The sequence below is a fragment of the Peribacillus sp. P4_C12 genome (assembly GCF_056402095.1).
On record NZ_JBFUIB010000411.1, the window covers coordinates 1 to 3364 of the forward strand.

2 protein-coding genes and 1 pseudogene are annotated in these 3364 nt (G+C 42.6%); all 3 read right to left on the reverse strand.

Translation table 11 applies throughout. The annotated features are described in order from the left end of the window. Positions 1-384, reverse strand: a pseudogene (locus AC1DUW_RS23990) (cystathionine beta-lyase); the annotation flags it as partial. 227 nt (positions 385-611) lie between these two features. Continuing rightward, on the reverse strand, positions 612-2045 hold the full coding sequence (locus tag AC1DUW_RS23995; RefSeq protein WP_053347659.1) for an MBL fold metallo-hydrolase: 1434 nt from the start codon (positions 2043-2045) through the stop codon (positions 612-614). 62 nt (positions 2046-2107) lie between these two features. After that, on the reverse strand, positions 2108-3307 hold the full coding sequence (locus tag AC1DUW_RS24000) for an NAD(P)/FAD-dependent oxidoreductase (RefSeq protein WP_477643641.1): 1200 nt from the start codon (positions 3305-3307) through the stop codon (positions 2108-2110). Positions 3308-3364 lie beyond the last annotated feature (57 nt).

The window sequence follows — 3364 nt, forward strand, 5'->3', positions numbered from 1 at the left end:
GATCACCCGGGCAAAATGATGGTATACAGGAGGTTGGATAATTATTTTGTCACCCGCCTGCGTGAAGGACTGAATCGCCAACGATAGGGCTGGAATCACTCCTGGGCTGTGGGTAATCCATTCTTTCTCAATGGACCATCGATGTCTTCTTTTTAGCCAACCAACAATGGATTCCATATACGAGTCCGGTCTAAGCGTGTAGCCATATACACCATGCTCCACACGTTGTTTTAATGCTTCGATGATAGGTTGTGGAGACTGAAAATCCATATCGGCCACCCACATCGGTATAACATCCTTTACGCCAAAATGATTTTCTAGATCATCCCACTTTTCGCAAGCTGTACCCAGTCGACAGATTTCTTGGTCAAAATTATATTTCATCGAGTATCTCTCCTTCTTATGTTTGTTTGCACTATGCCTCATTACTAATTTATATAAGCAATTGTCATGCCAACTCATTTCACTTATAAAATCTCCTTATTTTTATAGAGGTTCTTGGTTGAATCCCCTAATGCCGCGGTCATTATTTAAAAACCCTTTCATCCTAAGCATTACTACATTTGCAATTATGGTAAGTATTTTCGCATAGATGATAAAATTCAAAGATTTCATTTAGCATCTCTGGTGGGTCGTAACTTCTTCTGTTTATTCCATTCCTCATAACCACCTACAAGGCTTTGTACTTCTTTAAAACCATGAACTTGTAGAAGGCTTGCAGCGATGGCTGATCTTCCGCCGGTTTTACAATAAACCAAAATTGGTTTATCATGCGGAATTTTGTGTGCCTGTTCCTGTAAATGACCAAGCATCACATGCTTCGCCTGCGGAATATGGCCTTCCTCCCATTCGCCCGAGCTTCGGACATCAAGCACATATATGCGTTCTGTTTGAATAGAGCCATCTATCTGGTCCATTGTCACTTCTTCATACTTCATAACACGTGAATCAGATTCTCCTTCCTGCTCAATGATATATGGTTCCATTGTTGCAACGACGCGATCCAAACCAATGGACTGGAGATCATTTATCATATCTGCCACATCAGCATTGCATGCCAGAAGATATATAGGTCGGTCATAATCCAACAGCCATCCCGCCCAAGTTACAAATGATTTGTTATAAGGGATATTAATTACCCCTCGTATATGCTTGGTGGCAAATTCACTGGCCGAACGTGTATCAATGACAATTCCCTGTTCCGTCCATTCCTGCACAATATCTATTGAAACCTCCATACAAAGTGGTGCTGCTATACTTCGAATTTGCTGCGATCCCTCTTTATTCAACCGCTTCATCATTGAAAAATAAGGGGGTGCCTCCGGCTGTCCAGCCAACAGCGCTTCTATAAAGCGATCCTCATTATCATATTGCAGTGCCCAATTTGTCCGTTTTTCATATCCAATGGTTGACGACGGGATTGCACCTAGCGCTTTTCCACAGGCACTGCCCGCTCCATGCCCCGGCCATACTTGCAGATAGTCAGGAAGGTTTTTAAACTGCTGTAAAGACCGATACATCATGCGTGCCATTTTTTCCGAGGACCCGTGCACCCCTGCGGCTTTTTCTAATAAGTCGGGACGCCCCACATCACCGACAAATACAAAATCTCCGGTAAATATGCCGAGTGGATCCTTGGTAGATGCACCCCCATCTGTTACGAGCAGCGATATATGTTCAGGTGTGTGTCCTGGTGTATGTACCACCTCAAAATTGATATTTCCAATGGAAAATACATCTCCATTTCTTAGAAAGCAGTGTTGATATTCAGTTGCGTACTCATATTTCCAGTCCGCCCCTCCTTCATCAGACAAATACAATGTGGCCCCAAGCCTTGAAGCTAGCTCCTTTGAACCAGACAAAAAATCCGCATGGATGTGTGTTTCCGTTACACCCACGATCCGCACACCATGTGCTCTTGCCGCTTTTAAGTAAGCTTCTATATTACGTGACGGATCAACAATGATCGCTTCGCCAGTAGCCTGACATCCCACAAGGTATGAAGCTTGAGCCAGTTTCTCATCATAAAAATACTTGAGTAGCATAAATCATCCTCCTTTTAAGGGCCTTGCTTACTTTTGTTTTGTTATGCCTATCAGAAATGTTTTTACATCATACCTTTAAGCATCCCGTTCCAATACATAACGGGAAGCAAGTTTTTCTTCAATACATACATACTGAACCTCTCACGGGATTGATCGATAGGAAAAGTTTCTTGCGGCTGTAAATCATAATTGAATTCAGCCAGTATAAGCCGCCCGTATCCAGTAACAAGTGGACATGATGTATAGCCGTCATATTTATGAACCATTTGTTTGGCACGCATCCGATGAAGTAAATTTTGCACAAGCACGGGCGCTTGTTTGCGAATTGCAGCTCCTGTTTTTGAAGTAGGCAAGTTTGTGCAATCCCCTATGCCAAATATATTGTCAAAGTGTTCATGCTGCAGCGTATATTTATCTACATTCAGCCAACCATTACTAGCTGCGAGGGAACTATTCTTGATAAAATCAGGGGCGCTCATCGGTGGTACCACATGAATCATGTCATATTGCATATCCACACGCTCTTTTGTGTTCAGATTTTCAAATGTCGCTCGTTTCTTGTCACCATCAATTTCAATGAGATGATGCATAAAACATGTCTCGATTTCTTTCCGTTCAATTATTTTATTTAGTGCCTGTTCATATTTTTTTACATTGAATATGGATGGGCTGCCTGAAACAAAAATAACCGAAGATTGCGGGCGAACTCCTGATTTTCTGAAATAATCTTCTGCCAAATACATAATTTTTTGAGGAGCTCCACCGCATTTTACCGGCGTGTTCGGATTGGTAAAAATGGAAGTTCCCCCCTTGAAGTTTCTGATCGCCTCCCAAGTGCTATCAACATAATCATAAGAGTAATTACTACATAMCCCATTCTTTCCAATACTCTCTTTTAACCCCTTGATTTCATGCCAGTTAATTTGAATCCCGGCAGCCACAACTAGATATTCGTAGTACAGTTTCTTTCCGGATGCTGTTACAACAGCATTTTCATCTGGCTGAAATGTGGTTATCGCATCCTGTACCCACACGGCTCCGCTCGGAATAACGGATGCTTCCTCCCTTTGTGTCACAGTTTTGTCAGCTTCGCCAGCTCCCACAAGTGTCCATAATGGCTGATAATAATGTTTCGTCGCAGGGTCAATGATGGCAATGTTTCCGCTCAGAGTGCGAGATTCACGCAGGAGACGGGCTGCAACCGTAATTCCGGCACTGCCCCCTCCTACAATCAAAACTTTGTAATGTGTCTCATTCTTCATCTTTGCCATTCTAATCTCCTCATCTCATTTTTATTAAGTAGCTCACCAATCTAACGC

Excerpts from the sequence above, each read along its gene's own strand:
- AC1DUW_RS23995 (WP_053347659.1), bottom strand. The coding sequence starts at position 2,045 with ATGCTACTCAAGTATTTTTATGATGAGAAACTGGCTCAAGCTTCATAC.